Below are 16,172 nucleotides of genomic sequence, written 5' to 3' on the forward strand. Positions count from 1 at the left end.
ATCTTCACCCATACCCACCGCTTCCGCGCCGTCCAGTGATAGCAAGGCCCTTCCTTCCCATGGGCCTTCAAGGGTATGCATTAAACGTCGTCGCGGCGTGCCCCCCATTGTGCCCCCGTAGAAGACTTCTAGCCGAGAAGGAGTGGGTGCGATGTCCAAGATGATGTTGACTGACCGCGCAGTAGCGGCGGCGAAAGCTGCGCCAAATCAACGGCTCGAAATCTGGGACAGCCGGCAGCCTGGGCTGTGCCTACGGGTCACCGACAAGGGCGTGAAGACGTGGGTCTATCGTTATCGCGCCGAGGACGGCCGACAGCCCCGTTTCACCATCGGCAAGTTGCCCGCCATCACATTGAAGGACGCCCGCGACCGTGCTGCCGATCTCGCGCGCCAAGTCGCTAAGGGTGGCGATCCGGCGACCGACAGGCGCAAGGCCCGCGTCTTCGCTACCGGTACGCTGCGTACCTTCGACGACTTGGCCGACCTGTTCGAAAAGCGGTGCGCGTCGGGTGAGTGGATGCCGAAGGGTAAACGGAAGCGGCAAAGAACCCTCGACGACGAGAACAGCGTCCTGCGGCTTCATATCCGCCCGACGTTCGGAAAGATGCCCTATCCCGCCATTGCCAAGGCCGACGTCCGCGCCTTGTTGCGGAAGATGACCGCAAAGGGGATTGGCGCCCAAGCGAACCGGACGCACGCGCTCGTCCGGCAGGTCTTCAACTTCGCGATTTCTGAGGACTTGGTGACGGTGAACCCGACCACCGGCGTGCCTGCGCCAGCGGAGAACAATGCGCGCAGTCGCGTTTGGTCGGACGCTGAGTTGAAGACCTTATGGGCCGCGCTGTCGGACCACGAGAACATCGTCGACGCCGACGGCAAGCGCGTCGCTATCAGCGAGATCATGGCCTTGGCTCTGAAGCTATGCGCGGTGGTCGGGCAGCGCCGTCAGGAGGTCATAGGGATGGAGGTCAGCGAACTCGACCTCCAAGCGAAAACGTGGACGATACCGGCTTGGCGCATGAAGGGTAATCGCGACCACCTCGTCCCACTGTCGGATGCGGCGGTGACTCTAATCGAGAAGGCGATCGAGGTGACGAACCGGGGCCGTAACAGCCAGTCGGCTTTCGTTTTCAGGACGACATGGGAAGACGAACGCGCCATCCAGCCCGGCAGCTTGAGCCGGGCGATGCTCCGGGTGACGACGGCCCTGAAAATCCCCAACGCTACCGCGCACGATCTGCGCCGCACGATGTCGTCCACGATGACCAGCGAACGGCTGAAGATCAGCCACTTCATCAGGTCTGAGGTGATCGCGCACGCGACGACCGGCGGCGGAGCGGCGGTCTCCGCCACCCACTACGACGTGAACCTCTGGGTCAGCGAGAAGCGCGACGCCCTCGACCGATGGGCCGACCTGCTCATGATCATCGTCGGAGAGAAGAAGGCGCCGTCCAACGTGACGCCGATCAGGAAGGAGGTAGCGTGAGCGGCGGGACCGACGGGCGTAAACTCGTCAGTGAGCCCTCGCGCCACCGGGGGAAGTAGTGGACACCCACGTCAAAGGTTGGTTGTGTTCCGACCCGGGGTGGAGATGACGAATGGTTGCAAGCGTTTCGGAACGTCGCGTGCACTTGTGGCACGTTCGACCGATGATGTGGCCGACCGAGGCGCAACAACACATCACAGTCACCTTGGACGACGTTGTCGGCTTGCTGGAAAGTGAGTGGTCGGCGAAGCGAGCCCGAGTGTTCTTGGCTAAAGGTGGTTCGAAGATCATCGACGAGAGCGACAGCGCCGCTGATCCGAAGAACCAACTGTACATCGCCGACATCGCTCGCAACACGACGACGAAAACCGTCACGATCCTCCTCAATCGGGGCGATCCCGATACGGCACCGACAGCGTTCTTGAACATTCCGGCTGCGTCGGTGCGAACACCGAAAGCGGGAGCCCCCGAAACGCCCGGGTGGTCCGCGCATTTGGTGATTTCGATGACTGCCGATAGCGGCGGCCGCCACCGCGCTGCATTCGAGCAAATGCAGCGAGTATCGAGCGGGCTGGTCGAAATGGCCCTCTCGCGAATGCTCGAGCGGGCGGTGGAGGGCAATCCAGCGTTCACGTATTCCGTGGCGGTGAAGAAGGCCGGAAAACCGAAGATGGTGCAGCAGAAGGGACGCCCCTATCTGGACGCGGCACGAGTCCCGTCCGAAAACCTTAAGGACGACCTCGACCAAGGGTCGCTCAGTTCCGTGACGTTGACCCGCCGAAAGCGGTATTACGCTGGCGTCGGGGCGTCGGACGTCATCCGATACGAGGAGGAGAAGATCGTCATCCACACTGCGCCGGTTGCGAAGGCCAAGGTCATCTCGACCCTTGAGGATGTGATCAGGCAGGCAAAGGACGACGGGTTTGAGAAGGTCTCCTTCAAACTCGACAAGCTACCCGGGAACGCCACGAACAACCCGACCATCGACCTTTCGGTCCAGGATGCCTTAGAGCACCTCTATGTCCGCGCGGTGCGACTGGACAACTTCAGCGCCCCGCTCGACGGCTGTTATGCCAAGGCATGCGACGAAATTGAGAGCAAGATGATCGCCGTTGTGAACGACCAGAATCGGTGGTGATCGAGCGATGATGCTCTGGGTGTTCAAACAGCTTTGTGCACCGTGCAACTATCTTCGGATTAGGCACGGGTCCGGCATCCTTGCATCCAAGGCGGTCTACGACTTCGTGTTGCCAGCGTTACTAACGGGACTAACTGTGGTGGTGACTCTGGCGCTGGACATGCGCCTATCGGTTTTCCACAACGACAAATTCTTCTCGTCCCTGTCAGGCCTGCTTTCGATCCTGATCGGCTTTTACATGGCCGCGCTGGCCGCCGTCGCTACCTTTGATCGAGCGGGCATCGACAATCGTCTCGCTGGCACGGATGCCAAGCTGCGGGTGCGCGACCCCAATGGCGGCGAAGTGAAGGACAAGCTGCTCTCCTACCGCCAATTCATCAGCTACCTTTTCGGCTACGCCTCCTTCCTCTCGTTTGTCATCTACGCTTGCCTCTTGCTCCTCGGCAGCGCTTGGAAACGGCTCGAGGCGGTTCTCGCAAGTAAGCCGGCTGTCGGGTGGCTGATGCCGGACGTACTGGACCCCGTTTCCTTCGTGGTGATCTTCTTTTTCCTCTGGCAGCTATTCGTAACGTCACTGCTGGGTATCTACTTCTTGGCGGAGCGCATTCAGGAACTGCACGAAACGAAAACGTAAAGGCATCATGCTGAGGAGCGGCAATGCGACGAACCGTTAGCGCGTACGCAGATCATACCCGTCAGGAAAAACTGGCCGACGTGCCCTGCCATCTGATCGGAGACGGCGTGCACGATATGCCTGATGACATCCTGATGGGGCTCGCTCGCTCGTGGATGCGGAGCACCGGACAGCTACAGGGCGATCAGGCCGAGACTGCATTCCTCGTCGTCGAGGAGGGCGGATAAGCCGCACCGACCCGGCTACGCGAGCGAAGGCGTCTCGCCTTGGATGAGTGCGTGCCCACTCGTTGACCGGCCATGGTGTCGTGCAGGTGGAGATGCCCCTGCCCTAGCCTCTCGATTTTCGAGGTTGGGGGACCCGAGGCCGTCCCGGTACTTGTAAAGGAATGATGCGCGCCCGGCGCCTCGTCACTCAATTGACGGGCGGGGCGAGAAGGAGACCGGGGAACAGAACACCACCGGACTCTTGATCTTCAGACAGACTGAGGTCCGTCGTCGACACTGTAGGTGGAGTCAAACGGCGGCTTCCAGTGGCGCGGCTTGGGGAACGGGCGGTTGATCATCGCCGAGGTCCAGTCGCGGCAGTACCACGTGCTGCATGCCCGACCGCGAGAACGGCGGCCATAGCTGTGCTGGATGTCGCCGACGACATACCCTTCGTCGGACAAGCGGCGCAGCATCCAGCGGACCTCCCCGCGATCCATACCCATAAACTTCGCGCATTGGTCGGTGTCGGGGTGCCGGACGCCACAGTCCTGAATGAACTGCCAGAGGCGAAAGTACGGGTTCGCCCACTGCATCGTCGGTTCGTTGAACATCATGGTCATGCCTGGCCCCTCGTGTCGGGACGCGAGGAGACCCACGCGATGATGTCGGTCTGATGCCAAGCGACCCGACCGGGGCTGACCCGGACGGCTGCCGGGAAGTCGCTGCCCATGCGGGTGACGGTGGACCGACTGAGTCCGACGAGCGCCTGTACAGCGCGCCAGTTCAACAGGCGGTCAGGTGGGGGGTGATGGCTCACGATGGAGTTCCTTGCGACGCGGTCGGGTTGACCGCGACGCCGCTCTATCGAGTTGCGTCAGGCGGCGCAAGTCGTTGTTTATGTGTAAGAAATCCTGACACTGAGTGTGAGCAACGCTGACACATAGAACGTCGAGGAGGCGCTCTACCGGCCTCTGGGGGATTCCTGTGGTTATGGTAATTCAAGGAGAAAAATGGAGAACGGATTAGGTCCGGGTTTCTCCAGAAACTACCATAACCATGCGAGTCCCATTGGGACGGCGGCAGGATGCCTGCCTCTCTCCCATCCCCTACAGGACTCAAAAAGTTGGGATAGGAAATAGGTCAAAATAGACCACCGGGGAGATCGAGGCCGAGGTCTATTCAGTCCTAGATTCTATCCCAACATGTGGAGTCCCAGCAGGGGCGCTCCCGCCTAAAATGGGATGTCATCGTCCGCCGCAAACGCGGCCTGACGAACCGCGACAGCTTCTTGCAACCGTCCCGCCGTGATCGGGTCTTTCGCCAGCAGCGTCGCGATCTCGGCCGCTACGTCTTCGGCCTTTCGGTCTAGTCGGGGCAGCGCCTGCCGCTTGGAAATGAAGCCGGTCGGGTCCTCGCCCATCTTGAGCGAAATCACCTTCACGCCCCGCCCCAGGGCAAACCCGACCTCCTGCTGGCACCACATGCTTTCGGAGAAGCCGGGCGTATGGACGGCGACCATCGCGTCCATACTGAACAACCCGCGCTCGATCTCCGCCTGCCACTCGAGCGTGGGGTGGATGTCCTCGTGGGCGACAAAGCCGCTGATCGCATGGACGGCCAAGCATGACTTCAGTCGGGTGGCCTTGTCCTTGTGCTTCGCGAGATGGCTGATGAACAGCCTGAAGTCAGTCTGGCCTTCCCAGTTGGCTGGGGGGATTGCGAGGCTTCCTACTTTGGTGAGGCCTCCCATCCCAAGGTCATCGGCGATCCGGCCCAAGGTAGCTAAGTCCGCCCCTGAAAGGGCATCTCGCGAATAGGTCCACTTGCTGGTGTAGGAGCCCTCGGGGCGGGGGATCGCAAACTCGTGCAGATAGACGTCGATCTCGGCGAACCGGAACCGCTCCTGCAGTTCCTTCGCAATGCGGTTGATGACGTCGATCCGCTCTGAAACCTTCATAGCGGCATCTAAATGCGCTTCGCCGATCAGCCCAAGCAAATCGGGCGCACTTTGAGGCCCCGGCGTGCCCCGAAAATCACACCAGCCCGAAGGCGTCTGCTAAGTCATTGAAAAGTATGGTGCCGCTTAGGTGACTCGAACACCTGACCCCCGCATTACGAATGCGATGCTCTACCAGCTGAGCTAAAGCGGCCTTGGCGCAAGGGCCTGGCCCCGCGCGAGAGGCGCTCTTTATACGGGGCGCGCCGCCTTGCCAAGCGCCTCCAGCAGGGCGGCCTCGTTGGGAGCCGCCGCGATGCGGATTTCCAGACCGGCGCGATCGCCAAGCGCGTTCGCCACAGCCTCGGACAGCACGACCGCACAGCCGCCGCCGAACGGTCCGCGCGCCCGCAACGCCTTGCCGGCGCGGGCCGAGTGGATCAGGACCGCGTCGAAAGACTGCGGCGCCGCGACGCTGGTCTCCACCGCCTCATAGATCGGCAGCGCCCGCGCCCAGATGCGGCCCACCAGCAGTGCGGGCAGGTCGCCCGCCGGCTCGAGCGCGCCGGGAACCAGCAGCATCCCCCCCTGCGGAGCCTCGCTCATCAGCAAGGCCGCCATATCGCCCAGCGCACCATCGGCGGACCGGACATCGGCGAAACCCTTCTCCCGCGCCGCCTCCGCCGTCGCATCGCCTACGGTGAAGACCGGCAGTCCCCGCTCCGCACTCAGGCCGGCGAAAACATCCACGCCGTTGCGGCTGGTGAAGGCGAGCGCCGCAACACCGTCCAGATCAACGACGGCGTCGAGCGGCCGCACCGCCAGCAAGGGCGCGATTACCGGCTCGAAACCCAGCGCGATCAGACGGTCGGCTGTGCGCGCGGCGCCGGGTTCGGCGCGCGTGATCCAGACTCGCCGGACCGGCGTCAGGACGTGACTCTCTGGTCGCCGGCCGCTGCGTGGACCTCAGCCCCCAGCGCCAGCCCCATGGCCCGCGCCTGCACCATGGCCTCAGCCCCGTTGATGTCGGCCATGTCCGCCGACCGCCGCCAGCGCGCCGAGCCGTCGGGGGCCAGCATTTCCGTGGTCACGCGCAGCGCGTCGCCGGCCAACTCGGCATAGGCGCCGATCGCGGTCCGGCACGAGCCTTCCAGCGCCGTCATCGCCCCGCGCTCCGCCGCCACGGCCAGGGCCGTCATCGGATCGTTCAGCGCCGCAACCCAGGCCGCGTTCGTATCCTCGACCCGTGTCTGCAGGGCCAGCGCCCCCTGTCCCGGCGCTGGCAGAAACTGGTCCAGCGACAGCCGCTCGCGGATCACGCTTTCGAACCCCAGCCGGTTCAGGCCCGAGACAGCCAGCAGGATGGCGTCGAACTCACCCTCGGCCAGTTTGCGCAGCCGGGTGTCGACGTTTCCGCGCAGCATCATGATCTTCAGATCCGGCCGCAGCGCCAGCGCCTGGGCCTGCCGCCGCAGCGACGCCGTGCCAAGCCTTGCCCCCATGGGCAGTTCGGCGAAGCTCGCGAAGCTCTCGCTCACGAAGGCGTCCCGCGCATCCTCGCGCGGCGGGACGGCGGCGATGCACAGTCCGGCCGGCTGCTCGGCCGGCACGTCTTTCATCGAATGCACCGCCACATCGACGCGGCCCTCGGCCAGCGCTTCCTCAATCTCCTTGGTGAACAGCGCCTTGCCGCCGATCTCCATCAGCCGCCGGTCCTGCACCCGGTCGCCCGTGGTGACGATCTCGACCAGCGGCACGGCCTCGGCCAGATCGGCGTCCGCGACGCCGAGCGCATGGCCGATGGCGCGCTGCATCATGCCCGACTGGGTCATCGCCAGTTTGGAGCGGCGCGTGCCGATGCGGACGAGGTGAGCCATGAGAGTCGTTGCGCCGGGTGAACGGGGTCGCTACCTCGACCCGATGGACAGGCCCGCCGACTATAGCAGCGAAGGGAGCCGGGCAACCGAGGCGACCCTCACGGTGCTCGGCATCGAGACCAGTTGCGACGAGACCGCCGCCTCGGTCGTGCGCCTGACGCCGGACGGCGAGGCGACCGTCCTGTCGTCCGTCGTGCACAGCCAGATCGACGATCACGCGGCCTTCGGCGGCGTCGTCCCCGAAATCGCCGCCCGCAGCCACGTCGAGATGATCGACGGCGTCGTCCGCCGCGCCATGACCGAGGCGAGCCTCGGCTACGACGCTCTCGACGGCGTCGCCGCCACCGCCGGCCCGGGTCTGGTCGGCGGCGTCATGGTCGGCCTCAGCTTTGGCAAGGCCGTGGCCCTGGCCCGCGACCTGCCGCTGATCGCCGTCAACCACCTCGAGGGGCACGCCGTCTCGGCCCGGCTCGGCGCCATGGTCGCCTACCCTTTCCTGCTGCTGCTGGTCTCGGGTGGCCATTGCCAACTGCTGGAGGTGCGCGGCGTCGGCGACATGACCCGGCTGGGCACCACCATCGACGACGCGGCCGGCGAGGCCTTCGACAAGATCGCCAAGGCGCTGGGCCTCGGCTACCCGGGCGGCCCGGCCCTGGAGAAACTGTCCGCGACCGGCGATGGCGCCCGTTTCGACCTGCCGCGCGCGCTGCTGGGCCGCAAGGACTGCGACTTCTCCTTCTCGGGCCTCAAGACCGCCGCCTCTCGCCTCGCCCAGGCCTGCGAGACGGATCAGGACCGCGCCGACCTCGCCGACGCCGTCCAGACCGCCATCGCGCGCCAGCTCAGCGAACGCTCCGACCGGGCCCTCAAGGCCTATGCCGAGCGCCACGACCACCGGCTTTTCGTTGTGGCCGGCGGGGTCGCCGCCAACAAGACCGTCCGCGCCACGCTGGAGGCGACCGCCGCCGCCAACGGCTTTTCCTTCCTCGCCCCGCCCATGGCCTATTGCACCGACAACGCGGCCATGATCGCCCTCGCAGGCGCAGAGCGCTTGCAGAAGGGCCTGACCTCCGACATCGATACCGCCGCCCGGCCGCGCTGGCCGCTGGACGAACAGAGCGCGCTCGCCGACCCGGTCCATCCGCCAGTTCAAGACCGCGGGAGTGATCGGCGCCGGCGCCTGGGGCACCGCCCTGGCCCAGGTCGCGGGCTGGGCCGGGCTCGACGTCCTGCTTCAGGCGCGCGAGCCCGAGGTCGTCGAAAGCATCCGTGAGCGCCGCGTCAACGAGGCCTTCCTGCCGGGGATCACCCTTGATGAGCGCGTCTCCGTCACATCCGAGCTCGCTGACCTCGCCGGTTGCGACGTCATCCTCGCCGTGCCGCCAGCCCAGCACATGCGCTCGACCCTGACGGCATTCGCCGCGCATCACCGCGCCGGCGTGCCGGTCATCCTCTGCTCCAAGGGCGTCGAGCGCGGATCGCTGAAGCTGATGACCGACGTTCTGGCCGAAACCCTGCCGAACGCGCCCGCCGCCGTTCTGTCCGGCCCCAGTTTCGCGGGCGAGGTCGCGCGCGGCCTGCCCAGCGCCGTCACCCTGGCCTGCGCCGACGAGGCCCTCGGCGAGGAGCTGATGTGGACCCTGTCCGCCCCCGGCTTCCGGCCCTATCTGGCGTCCGACCTGATCGGCGCCGAGGTCGGCGGCGCGATCAAGAACGTTCTGGCCATCGCTTGTGGCATGGCCGAGGGCCGGGGTCTGGGTCGCAGCGCCCACGCCGCCCTGATCACCCGCGGCTTCGCCGAAATGACCCGCATGGGCGTCGCCCTCGGCGGTCAGGCCGAAACCGTGGCCGGCCTGTGCGGTCTGGGCGATCTGGTCCTGACCTGCTCCAGCCCCCAGTCGCGCAACATGAGCCTGGGCCTCGCCCTGGGTCAGGGCCAGACCGTCGAACAGGCGCTCGCTGGAAAGCGCTCCGTCGCCGAAGGCTATGAGAGCGCGCCCGCCGTGCGCGAGCTGGCGGCGAAGATGGGCGTCGACATGCCCATCTCTCTGGCCGTCGCCGCCTTGCTGAACGGCGAGACCTCGGTCGAGGCCGTGATCGACAACCTCCTGTCGCGCCCGCTCAAGGCCGAGCGGCATTGAGCGACACGCCGGCCCCGACCGAACGCAAACGCGTCTGGGTCACGCCGCCGAACGTGGCCCTGTGCGCCGAGGCCGACATCGCGGACCCGGGCTCGCGCGGCTTCGTGCTTCAGATCGGCGAGGCCTTCTTCCACGGCTTCGTCGTGCGCAAGGACGGGCAGGTCGCCGGCTACGTCGACCGCTGTCCGCATCAGGGCTTTCCCTTGGCGATCGATCTCGACCAGTACCTGATCCCGGACGGCTCCCTGATCCTGTGCGGCTGGCACGGTGCGGTGTTCGAGCCCTTATCCGGCGCCTGCGTCGGCGGCCCCTGCGCCGGCGCCCGGCTCACGCCCTGGCCGGTCGAGGCGCGGGACGGGTTGATCCGGACGGCGTAGGCAGCCCACTCTATCGCCAACAACGAAGTACTTTACATTCCAAAGTTGATGTGGGAGAAGGGGGCAACACGGAGATTTCACCCATGTCCGCCGTCACCTTCGATCTCGCCGCTGACCGTCCCGCACCCACCGTTCCGGTCTGCGCCGGTCGCGTCATGGTTCTGGCCGGCGTCGCCTTCGGCGCCGCCAATCTGATCCAGTGGGGCGTGCTCACCGGAGCGCTGGGCTGGCATCCCGCCGTCCTCAGCCTGAGCTGGCCGATCGCCGTCGGCGCCTTCTTCATGGGCCTGTTCCGCCTCCGGCGCGCAGGCGGGGAGGCCGCCCTGCGGGTCGCGCGATGGTCGCGCGCGGCCATCCTGATCCAGATCGGCGCCGCCCTCGTCCTGCTCGGCCTGTCAGCCGTCACACAGGACTGGGGCCTGATGCGCTGGACGTCAGCTGTCGGCCTGACTCTCTACGGTCTGACATGGGCGGTCGCCGCGGCGCGCGCCCGGACGGCCAATATGGCGGCGATCGCCGTCACCGCCTTCGCCGGCGTCGCCGCCATGGCCCTGCGTTTCGGAACGCCCGACCCATACCTGATCTACGCCGGCGCCCTTGCGTTGGTGGCCCTCCTGCCCGGACTTTGGCTGGCGCTTGGCCGCCGCCTGTGAAAGACGAAACACCGATGACCGAGAACACCGAAGACCCCGTCGCCGACATCGCCTGGATGCGCCGGTTGGCGGAAGAGGGCGCTGATTCCCCCATGCGCGGCGCTTCCATCCTGATGAGCGCGGGTCTGATATTCGGCGCGGCCAGCATCTTCCACTGGGCCCAGATTACGGACCGGGTTCCCCAGGCGCCCGGGATCACCGGGATCGGCTGGCTGGTCGCCACCCTGCTGTTCTTCGTTGTCCTCATGGTCATCATCAACCGACTGAAGCGCGCCGGCGGCGTCATGACCGCCAGCAATCGCGCCACCAATACGGTCTGGAGCGCGCTGGGCTGGGGCATCTTCGCCATGTTCGCATCGATGATGGCCCTGGGCTGGCGCGTCGGCGGCCAAGGCGTCGAGCTCGCCTTCGGCCTGATCCCGTCGGTCATCATGGTCTTCTACGGCATCGGCTGGGCGGTCAGCGCCGCCATGTACAGAAGCCGCCTGCTGTGGGGCCTCGCCGTCGGCTCGTTCGTCGCCGCGCCCCTGCTGGCCGCCCTCGCCAACAACCCCGACCAGTACCTGGCCTACGCCGCCGCCCTGCTTCTGCTCATGGCCCTGCCCGGCTACCTGCTGATGCGCGGCGCGAGGCGCTGAGCGTGGCCGACGAATTCGACATCAGCCGCCTCGACGAGGTCATCCACGGCCGCGTCCGTTTGGGGATCATGGCCGTCCTGTCCGCCGTCGACAGCGCCGATTTCAACACACTGAAGGCGCGGCTGCAGACCACCGACGGCAATCTGTCCGTCCATCTGCGCAAGCTGGAGGACGCCGGTTTCGTCGCCGTCAACAAGCGGTTCGAGGGCCGCAAGCCCCTGACCGAAGCTTCCATGACGCCGGCCGGGCGCAAGGCCTTCGTCGCCTATCTCGACGCCATGCAGGGTCTCGTCGGCAAGAGTGGTTAGAGGCCCGCGCCTCGGCTAGAAGGCCGCCATGACCGGCCGCATTCACCGCTTCGACGCCCTCGACAACTTCCGGGACTACGGCGACTACGCCGCGGGCGCCGGCCGTCATATCGCGCCGGGCCGGCTGTTCCGCTCGGCCCATCAGGCCAGGGTCAGCGACGCCGATCTCGACCGTCTCGACGCCCTGGGCATCGCCGCTATCGTCGACCTGCGTCGCCCGTCCGAACGCCGCACCCAGCCCTCGAAACGGGCGCCCGGCTTCGCCGGCGTGGTGATCGAAAGCGACCATGACGACGGCGGCGAGGCCCCCCATCTCACCTTCCTCAGGACCGCCGACCTGACGCCCGACTCGGGTCGGCGCTTCATGACCGACACCTACCGCCACCTCCCGTTCGAAGCGTCGCACCTCGACCTGTTCGGCCGCTATTTCCGCACCCTCGGCGAGACCGACGGTCCCGTCCTGATCCACTGCGCCGCTGGCAAGGACCGCACCGGCATGCTGGCCGCCCTGACCCACTGCCTGCTGGGGGTCCACCGCGACGACATGGTCGCCGACTATCTGCTGACCAACACCGCCGTCGATCTGGAAGGTCGCGCGCCGGGCATCGCCCGCCAGCTGGAGACCATCACGGGCCGCCCCGCCTCGCACGACGCCGTCGTGGCCTTCCTTGGCGTGGAACCCGTCTATCTGGAGACCGCCCTCGCCGAGATCGCCGTCCGCCACGGCTCGGTCGACGCCTATCTCGAGCAGGCCCTTGGCGTGGACGCGCCCTTGCGCGACCGCATCGGCGAGCGGCTGGCGGCGTGACGTCCCGCGTCGTCGACACCTGCATCCGGCCATGGCGCGATCCGCTCGCCGTCGCCAACGGCCTGCGACATCTCGATGGTCCCCTGGCCCTCCTCTCCGATGGCGGCGCCCTTGGCCGCTGGTCGTTCGTCGCCGCCGAACCGGATCAGGTCCACGTCGGGCCCCTGCCCGCCGACGGCGATCTGTATCCCCTTGGGCTGCGGCCCTTCGAGGCCGGCGTCGTCGGCCTGATCGCCTATGACGCCGGCGCCCGCCCCGCGACCGGCGCCCGACCCGAGGTGTGGCCCGACCTGATGCTGGCCCGATATCCGGCCATGCTCGCCTTCGACCACCACGACCGCTCGGTCAGCGTCATCGGTCGAGGCGACGACGCTGCATCGGCGCGAACCGCCGCCGACCGCGCCGGGGCATGGCTGGCCGCGGCGATCGACCCCGTCCAGTCCGACGCGCCCGCCGCATCATTCGAGGCCGAAGCCTCATCACGGGCCTATCTCGACGCCGTAACCGACGTGGTTGACCGCATCGCGGCCGGCGAGCTGTTCCAGGCCAATATCGCCCGGGCCTGGTCGGGCCAATTGCTGCCGGCAGCCGACCCGTTCGACGTCGTCCTGCGCCTCTCGGACCGGGCCTCCGCCTACGGCGCCTTCTGGCGGCTGGGCGATCTGGCGATCGTCTCGAACTCGCCCGAACTGTTCCTGACCTTTGACCCGGATACACGCCGGATCGAGACCCGCCCCATCAAGGGCACCCGGCCGCGCGACGCCGATCCGGCCCGCGACGCCGCCCTGGCCGCCGAGCTTCAGGCCAGCGCCAAGGATCGCGCCGAAAACCTCATGATCGTCGACCTGATGCGCAACGATCTGGCGCGGGTGGCCGAGCCCGGCTCAGTGGCGGTGGAGCGGCTGTTCGAGGTCGAAAGCCACCCGACCGTCCATCATCTGGTTTCGACCGTATCGGGCCGCGCCGCGCTGGGCGTCGGTCCCGCCGGTCTGCTGGCGGCGACCTTCCCGCCCGGCTCGATCACCGGCGCGCCCAAGCACCAGGCCATGAAGGTGATCTCGGCCCATGAGCCGCCGCGCGGTCCCTGGTGCGGCAGCCTGTTCCATGTCGAGGACGATGGCCGGCTGACGGCCTCGGTCCTGATCCGCACCGCCTCGTTCCGGCGGTCAGACGACGGCTGGCGTTACAGGGCCCTGGCCGGCGCGGGCATCGTGGCGGACAGCGAGCCCGAAGCGGAACTGGCGGAAACCGACGCCAAGATCCGGGCTCTTCGCGAGGCCCTGACCGGGTCCTAGCAGTTGGCGCAGGTCACACTGTCGACCGTGCGCGGCCGCAGATAGTACATGTGCGAGAACTTCGTCACCTTGGGCAGCATATAGTCGACGGGCGAATCGTAGTCGTAACTGACTTCCGCCACGATGATGCTTTCGCCATCCACGACCAGACCCGCCGGGAGAACAACCACCTCGTTAAGCGGGCGTTTGGTCATGCCGCCGTTGCCCCGGCTCCACGTGACCTTGGCCACGCCTGCCGTCTGGGTCACGCTGCTGACGCGCTGCTGCAGGGGAGTGGCGGAGAACGGCTTCATGATCAGCCGGCCGATCTGGAAGAAGTCATCCAGATTCGCCGCCGTCACGGCCTCCTCCTGCGCCACCAGATCCGCCACCATGGCCGAGACGTGGCCCATCCGTTTCTGGGCCATGAACCCCTGACAGAACTCCGCCAGGCCGAAATAGAAGAAGATAATGACGGGGGCGAGCAAGGCGAATTCGACCGCGGACACCCCCCGTTTGTCGCCGGTCAGGCGGGCGATCAGGCCGCGGCGCTTCACGCCGGCTCGTTCCGGAAAGCGGTGGTCACGGTGATCATGACGACGCCGCCCTTCAGACGGGAAACGCCTTGCGCAAGAAAGGTGGTCAGCAGCGGCTGCCGGTACCAGACCCGTACAAGGATCAGATCCCCCGGATTACCGTTGGCATAGGTCAGGGATCCGGCATTGAACGTCCCGCCGGCCAGGGGATCCGGCGGAGTAATCGCGAACTGGGGGATAACGCGGACGTCGACGTTTGCACGCGAAGCGCAGTCGGGCGCAAATATGCTCATACGGCTGCACAAGGCGCTTTTGAAGTCAGCCGCTGTCATGCTCTGGGCGCTGGCCTGCCCGGTGCGGATCAGCCGGCCGGTCTCGATGGCAGCGTTCTCAAGCACAGAGTCAGTGACGAACAGCAGCGCCAATTCCAGAATGCTGAATATCATCACCAGGAAGGGCACGGCGATCATGCCGAACTCGACCGCCGCTGCTCCATCACGGGCCGCCAGAAGCCGCCTGACAAAGCGGCGCAACGATATCCCCGGGTTTCGCTGACGATCTCGCATCGGGCCGACGACCCTACGGCGCGTCCGGCGCAGCGCCAGTGGTTCCCCGCAACGACGGAGAACAGGAGGCCGCGCACGCCATTTCCGTGGCCTGACCGCCGCGCCAGACGCGAACCCGCCCCGAGCCGGAGCCGGCCGTAACAACGACTTCGCTCTGGAACACCGTCCGGCCACCGGCGTCGACCGCCACGATCTCCGTGACCCCGTACCCCTTGCCGGTGACATAGAGGGTGTTGGCGTCCACCACCGTCACATCGGCGATCAGCGGATTTCCCACGATCACCGACCCGGCCGGTCCGCGTAGCTGAACCCGCGCCGCCTGATCGATCTCGACGCTCATTCTCGCCGACTGTGCGGCTCCCACCGCGGGCGCAGCCAGAACAACGGCGGCAGCCAGGGCGCCGAGTCGAACGATGCGGAAGGACGGGTCGGAACGAGTCATGGCGTCGACTTTCAGTGAACGAGCGCGCGCGTGAGCGTGATCCGGACACTGCCTCGCAAATCTCAATAAAGTCTGAAACTACGGTCAAACCTGCCGTCAGCTTGGCTGCGCTTGGGATTTCTATGCCACATAAAGGCGGAAACAGCGAAAATCTAAGTAAACAGGAGAGTAACTATGACAGGCGACCTCCCCTTAACTCATATGCCCGATAACCAACATGCGTTTTGGGGGTCAAGCGGGCTGCCGGCTCCCCCCGCGTCAGTTAGCTCGCTTCACTTCATTCACAGGGGTAATAAGATAATGACCAAGTTTATCTCCAAGTTCATCAACGACGAATCCGGCGCCACCGCCATTGAATATGGCCTGATCGCCGCCCTGATCGCCGTCGTCATCATCTCGGCCGTGACCGCTCTGGGCGGCAGCATCGAGAAGCAGTTCGATGTCGTGGCCACGGCCATCACCACCCCGACCCCCAACTAAGCGGATCGGGCGAACATAAGATCGGGGGCCGGAGCAGAAATGCTCCGGCCCTTTTTCTTTGCCGGAGCGGGAAAGACGCCCTTAAGAAACCCCGGCCACAATCCCCGGCATGGAATTTCTCATCCCCTTGCTCCTGGTCATTCTTCCTGCGCTGGTGATCGCCGCGGCGCTGACCGACATCACATCGATGACCATTCCCAACTGGATTTCCGGCGCCGCGATCCTGTCGTTCTTCCCTACGGCCTTCCTGCTGGGCCTGCCCGGCGGGGCGATATTGATGCAAGTGGGCGTGGGCGTGCTGGCGCTCCTCGTCGGCATGGCGTTCTTCGCCCTGCGTTTTCTCGGCGGGGGAGATGCGAAACTGATGGCCGCGGTCAGCCTCTGGATGGGAACGGCAGGCGTAAGCGTCTTCGTATTGGCGACGGCGGTGATCGGGGGGCTGTTCGGACTTCTCCTCGTGCTCGCGCGCCAGTATGCCCGGCCGCACCTCGCCGCAGGCCCTGCGTGGTTCACGCGCCTGATGGAGCCGAAGGGCGATATTCCGTACGGAGTCGCCATCGCCGCAGGGGCGCTCGTGGCTTATCCGGCCTCGCCCCTGGTGGCGGCCTTCATCGCGGCGTAACAGCGACTTAGGCCCGCGTTAACCCGCGCCCGGCATGGTCGTTAACG

20 protein-coding genes, 1 tRNA gene and 1 pseudogene are annotated in these 16,172 nt (G+C 66.2%); 13 read left to right on the forward strand and 9 right to left on the reverse strand.

Annotation, left to right across the window (positions count from 1 at the left end; translation table 11 throughout):
* Positions 1-151: 151 nt before the first annotated feature.
* The 3 genes from ASD25_RS07795 (at position 152) to ASD25_RS07805 (ending at position 3,258) form a co-directional block, all read left to right on the forward strand.
* The gene (locus ASD25_RS07795) at positions 152-1,486 is read left to right on the forward strand and encodes a site-specific integrase (protein ID WP_056615918.1); all 1,335 of its coding nucleotides are present in this window, start codon (positions 152-154) and stop codon (positions 1,484-1,486) included.
* Between the two features lie 166 nt (positions 1,487-1,652).
* A complete protein-coding gene (locus ASD25_RS07800) occupies positions 1,653-2,624 on the forward strand; it encodes a hypothetical protein (RefSeq protein WP_156389219.1) in 972 nt (323 codons plus the stop codon).
* Between the two features lie 10 nt (positions 2,625-2,634).
* Positions 2,635-3,258: a hypothetical protein gene (locus ASD25_RS07805; protein WP_156389220.1), complete on the forward strand. Its 624-nt coding sequence runs from the start codon at positions 2,635-2,637 to the stop codon at positions 3,256-3,258.
* Between the two features lie 475 nt (positions 3,259-3,733).
* Here ASD25_RS07805 and ASD25_RS07815 read toward each other — a convergent pair whose 3' ends face one another.
* The 6 genes from ASD25_RS07815 to hemC all read right to left on the reverse strand — a co-directional run bounded on the left by ASD25_RS07815 (position 3,734) and on the right by hemC (position 7,280).
* Positions 3,734-4,087, reverse strand: coding sequence for a hypothetical protein (locus ASD25_RS07815; protein ID WP_056615928.1), 354 nt, complete (start codon positions 4,085-4,087; stop codon positions 3,734-3,736).
* Positions 4,084-4,284: an AlpA family phage regulatory protein gene (locus tag ASD25_RS33120; protein WP_162252066.1), complete on the reverse strand. Its 201-nt coding sequence runs from the start codon at positions 4,282-4,284 to the stop codon at positions 4,084-4,086. Before ASD25_RS33120 ends, ASD25_RS07815 begins: the two co-directional genes overlap by 4 nt.
* A 414-nt stretch (positions 4,285-4,698) precedes the next feature.
* Entirely contained in the window at positions 4,699-5,463 is a 765-nt protein-coding gene (locus tag ASD25_RS07820; RefSeq protein ID WP_156389221.1) for a toll/interleukin-1 receptor domain-containing protein, read from the reverse strand.
* A gap of 78 nt (positions 5,464-5,541) precedes the next feature.
* Positions 5,542-5,617 (reverse strand) — tRNA-Thr (locus ASD25_RS07825).
* A gap of 38 nt (positions 5,618-5,655) precedes the next feature.
* Positions 5,656-6,333: a uroporphyrinogen-III synthase gene (locus ASD25_RS07830; protein WP_056615934.1), complete on the reverse strand. Its 678-nt coding sequence runs from the start codon at positions 6,331-6,333 to the stop codon at positions 5,656-5,658.
* On the reverse strand, positions 6,330-7,280 hold the full coding sequence (gene hemC, locus ASD25_RS07835) for a hydroxymethylbilane synthase (RefSeq protein WP_056615937.1): 951 nt from the start codon (positions 7,278-7,280) through the stop codon (positions 6,330-6,332). The genes ASD25_RS07830 and hemC overlap by 4 nt, the downstream gene beginning before the upstream one ends.
* Before the next feature lie 43 nt (positions 7,281-7,323).
* On the opposite strand from hemC, the pseudogene tsaD reads away from it, so the two are divergent.
* The 8 genes and pseudogenes from tsaD to ASD25_RS07875 form a co-directional block, all read left to right on the forward strand.
* Positions 7,324-8,421: pseudogene (gene tsaD, locus ASD25_RS07840) on the forward strand (tRNA (adenosine(37)-N6)-threonylcarbamoyltransferase complex transferase subunit TsaD); the annotation flags it as partial.
* 22 nt (positions 8,422-8,443) lie between these two features.
* Positions 8,444-9,421, forward strand: coding sequence for an NAD(P)H-dependent glycerol-3-phosphate dehydrogenase (locus ASD25_RS07845; protein ID WP_235562654.1), 978 nt, complete (start codon positions 8,444-8,446; stop codon positions 9,419-9,421).
* Positions 9,418-9,798: a Rieske (2Fe-2S) protein gene (locus tag ASD25_RS07850; protein WP_056615945.1), complete on the forward strand. Its 381-nt coding sequence runs from the start codon at positions 9,418-9,420 to the stop codon at positions 9,796-9,798. Before ASD25_RS07845 ends, ASD25_RS07850 begins: the two co-directional genes overlap by 4 nt.
* Before the next feature lie 83 nt (positions 9,799-9,881).
* Positions 9,882-10,451 carry a hypothetical protein gene (locus tag ASD25_RS07855; protein WP_056615949.1) on the forward strand — a complete coding sequence of 190 codons (570 nt, stop codon included), beginning with the start codon at positions 9,882-9,884 and terminating at the stop codon, positions 10,449-10,451.
* Positions 10,452-10,465: 14 nt separating this feature from the next.
* Complete coding sequence (locus tag ASD25_RS07860; protein ID WP_056615952.1) at positions 10,466-11,089, forward strand: hypothetical protein; 624 nt, start codon at positions 10,466-10,468, stop codon at positions 11,087-11,089.
* Positions 11,090-11,091: 2 nt separating this feature from the next.
* Complete coding sequence (locus ASD25_RS07865) at positions 11,092-11,397, forward strand: transcriptional regulator (RefSeq protein ID WP_056615955.1); 306 nt, start codon at positions 11,092-11,094, stop codon at positions 11,395-11,397.
* A gap of 28 nt (positions 11,398-11,425) precedes the next feature.
* Positions 11,426-12,205, forward strand: a complete 780-nt coding sequence (locus ASD25_RS07870; protein WP_056615958.1) for a tyrosine-protein phosphatase — start codon at positions 11,426-11,428, stop codon at positions 12,203-12,205.
* Positions 12,202-13,500, forward strand: a complete 1,299-nt coding sequence (locus ASD25_RS07875; RefSeq protein ID WP_056615961.1) for an anthranilate synthase component I family protein — start codon at positions 12,202-12,204, stop codon at positions 13,498-13,500. The genes ASD25_RS07870 and ASD25_RS07875 overlap by 4 nt, the downstream gene beginning before the upstream one ends.
* Here the strand turns inward: ASD25_RS07875 and ASD25_RS07880 are convergent.
* Genes ASD25_RS07880 through ASD25_RS07890 form a run of 3 tightly spaced genes read right to left on the reverse strand, consistent with a single transcriptional unit; the run spans position 13,497 to position 15,023 of the window.
* A complete protein-coding gene (locus tag ASD25_RS07880; RefSeq protein ID WP_056615965.1) occupies positions 13,497-14,036 on the reverse strand; it encodes a TadE/TadG family type IV pilus assembly protein in 540 nt (179 codons plus the stop codon). The two genes, ASD25_RS07875 and ASD25_RS07880, sit on opposite strands and share 4 nt — an antisense overlap.
* Entirely contained in the window at positions 14,033-14,548 is a 516-nt protein-coding gene (locus ASD25_RS07885; protein WP_235562656.1) for a TadE/TadG family type IV pilus assembly protein, read from the reverse strand. The genes ASD25_RS07880 and ASD25_RS07885 overlap by 4 nt, the downstream gene beginning before the upstream one ends.
* 46 nt (positions 14,549-14,594) lie before the next feature.
* Complete coding sequence (locus tag ASD25_RS07890) at positions 14,595-15,023, reverse strand: pilus assembly protein N-terminal domain-containing protein (RefSeq protein WP_056615969.1); 429 nt, start codon at positions 15,021-15,023, stop codon at positions 14,595-14,597.
* A 300-nt stretch (positions 15,024-15,323) separates the two neighbouring features.
* On the opposite strand from ASD25_RS07890, the gene ASD25_RS07895 reads away from it, so the two are divergent.
* Both ASD25_RS07895 and ASD25_RS07900 read left to right on the forward strand, forming a co-directional pair.
* Positions 15,324-15,503, forward strand: a complete 180-nt coding sequence (locus tag ASD25_RS07895; protein WP_056615972.1) for a Flp family type IVb pilin — start codon at positions 15,324-15,326, stop codon at positions 15,501-15,503.
* Between the two features lie 109 nt (positions 15,504-15,612).
* Positions 15,613-16,125: a prepilin peptidase gene (locus ASD25_RS07900; RefSeq protein ID WP_056615973.1), complete on the forward strand. Its 513-nt coding sequence runs from the start codon at positions 15,613-15,615 to the stop codon at positions 16,123-16,125.
* The last annotated feature ends 47 nt before the right edge of the window (positions 16,126-16,172 follow it).

It is taken from the genome of Brevundimonas sp. Root1423 (assembly GCF_001426805.1).

Bases quoted from the DNA above. Each gene is read 5' to 3' on its own strand.
- ASD25_RS07815 (WP_056615928.1), bottom strand. From the start codon at position 4,087: ATGACCATGATGTTCAACGAACCGACGATGCAGTGGGCGAACCCGTAC.
- ASD25_RS07800 (WP_156389219.1), top strand. From the start codon at position 1,653: ATGTGGCCGACCGAGGCGCAACAACACATCACAGTCACCTTGGACGAC.
- ASD25_RS07895 (WP_056615972.1), top strand. From the start codon at position 15,324: ATGACCAAGTTTATCTCCAAGTTCATCAACGACGAATCCGGCGCCACC.
- ASD25_RS07860 (WP_056615952.1), top strand. From the start codon at position 10,466: ATGACCGAGAACACCGAAGACCCCGTCGCCGACATCGCCTGGATGCGC.
- ASD25_RS07855 (WP_056615949.1), top strand. From the start codon at position 9,882: ATGTCCGCCGTCACCTTCGATCTCGCCGCTGACCGTCCCGCACCCACC.
- ASD25_RS07805 (WP_156389220.1), top strand. From the start codon at position 2,635: ATGCTCTGGGTGTTCAAACAGCTTTGTGCACCGTGCAACTATCTTCGG.
- ASD25_RS07870 (WP_056615958.1), top strand. From the start codon at position 11,426: ATGACCGGCCGCATTCACCGCTTCGACGCCCTCGACAACTTCCGGGAC.
- hemC (WP_056615937.1), bottom strand. From the start codon at position 7,280: ATGGCTCACCTCGTCCGCATCGGCACGCGCCGCTCCAAACTGGCGATG.
- ASD25_RS07890 (WP_056615969.1), bottom strand. From the start codon at position 15,023: ATGACTCGTTCCGACCCGTCCTTCCGCATCGTTCGACTCGGCGCCCTG.
- ASD25_RS07795 (WP_056615918.1), top strand. From the start codon at position 152: ATGTCCAAGATGATGTTGACTGACCGCGCAGTAGCGGCGGCGAAAGCT.
- ASD25_RS07900 (WP_056615973.1), top strand. From the start codon at position 15,613: ATGGAATTTCTCATCCCCTTGCTCCTGGTCATTCTTCCTGCGCTGGTG.